2 protein-coding genes are annotated in these 1579 nt (G+C 46.3%); both read left to right on the plus strand.

Annotation, left to right across the window (positions count from 1 at the left end):
• The coding region (thrC, locus tag MC7420_RS14705; protein ID WP_006101519.1) for a threonine synthase at positions 1 to 992 on the plus strand (992 nt) is incomplete at its 5' end.
• Between the two features lie 287 nt (positions 993 to 1279).
• On the plus strand, positions 1280 to 1555 hold the full coding sequence (locus MC7420_RS14710; protein ID WP_044207393.1) for a MoaD/ThiS family protein: 276 nt from the start codon (positions 1280 to 1282) through the stop codon (positions 1553 to 1555).
• Positions 1556 to 1579: the final 24 nt, after the last annotated feature.

Consider the following 1579-nt stretch of genomic DNA (forward strand, 5'->3'; position numbering starts at 1 on the left):
AAAATCTTTATATTAAAAATGATGCAGTAAATATGCCCACCTTGAGTTTCAAGGATCGGGTGGTATCTGTCGCCCTCACTAGAGCTAGAGAATTAGGATTTTCTACCGTATCTTGTGCCAGTACAGGGAACTTAGCCAATTCTACCGCTGCGATCGCGGCACACGCCGGACTCGACTGTTGTGTATTTATTCCGGCTGACTTAGAAGCGGGGAAAGTTTTAGGTACATTAATCTACAACCCCACCGTAATGGCAGTAGAAGGCAACTATGATCAGGTCAACCGCCTCTGTTGTGAGGTTGCCAATACCCATGGTTGGGGATTTGTAAACATTAACTTGCGTCCTTATTATTCAGAAGGCTCAAAAACTCTGGGCTTTGAAGTCGCCGAACAACTGGGTTGGCAGCTACCGGATCATATTGTGTCGCCCTTGGCTTCCGGTTCTCTGTTCACCAAAATTCACAAAGGCTTCCAAGAGTTCATCAAAACTGGTTTAGTGGCAGATAAAGCGGTGCGCTTCAGTGGCGCACAAGCCGAAGGTTGTTCTCCCATTGCTCAAGCCTTCCGGGAAGGACGGGATTTCGTCACTCCGGTAAAACCGAGTACAATTGCTAAATCGATCGCGATCGGAAATCCTGCTGATGGCATTTACGCCCTAGAGATCGCCCAGAAAACCAACGGTAATATTGAATCCGTCACCGACGCTGAAATCGTCGAAGGCATGAAACTGCTAGCTGAAACTGAAGGTATCTTTACCGAAACCGCTGGGGGTACAACAATTGCCGTCCTCAAGAAATTAGTAGAAGCTGGAAAAATTAACCCGGATGAAACCACTGTTGCCTATATCACCGGGAATGGACTCAAAACCCAAGAAGCGGTACAAGGATATATTGGTGAACCCCTAACCATTGAACCCAAATTAGACAGTTTTGAGCGAGCATTAGAACGGGCGCATACCCTTGACCGTTTAGAATGGCAACAAGTTTTGGTTTAATACGTTGACAACCCTCACCCCCAGCCCCTCTCCCAAGCTTGGGAGAGGGGAGTAATACCAAATCCGACGACAGGAACCCCTTTATCCCTTAGCCAATGAAAGCCTGTTGCCTTGTCTCTACTCATGAAGGGGGTAGTTAACCCGGCTTGGGTAGAAGAAGGGAGGCAAAAAGTGCGAGTACACAGCCCAAAAGCTGAGCAGTATTGCTTATCACCTTAAGTTGTTTCCCTATATCTCTACTTGGAAACATCTCGAACATCTACCCATTAATCACTGATTCCAAATCTATGGCTGTAAAAGTTTTAATTCCTACCACCCTCCAGAAATTCACTGACAATAAAGCAATGATTGAATGCAGCGCTGGCAATGTCGCTGAACTTTTGGACTCCCTCGAAATTAATTGTCCTGGAATTAAAGGGCGCTTGTGTGATGATCAAGGGAAGCCTCGCCGCTTTTTAAACTTCTACGTCAATAGCGAAGATATTCGCTTTCTCGATGGCACAAATACCCAACTCAGCGATGGCGATGAAGTCAGCATTGTACCTGCTGTGGCTGGTGGTTAATCTGAACTAGAAAAAACGGGACGA

This window comes from Coleofasciculus chthonoplastes PCC 7420, assembly GCF_000155555.1.
GTDB classification, from domain to species: Bacteria; Cyanobacteriota; Cyanobacteriia; order Cyanobacteriales; family Coleofasciculaceae; genus Coleofasciculus; species Coleofasciculus chthonoplastes_A.

What these genes read in the sequence shown, in the direction of transcription:
- MC7420_RS14710 (WP_044207393.1), top strand. Translation starts at nt 1,280, where the DNA reads ATGGCTGTAAAAGTTTTAATTCCTACCACCCTCCAGAAATTCACTGAC.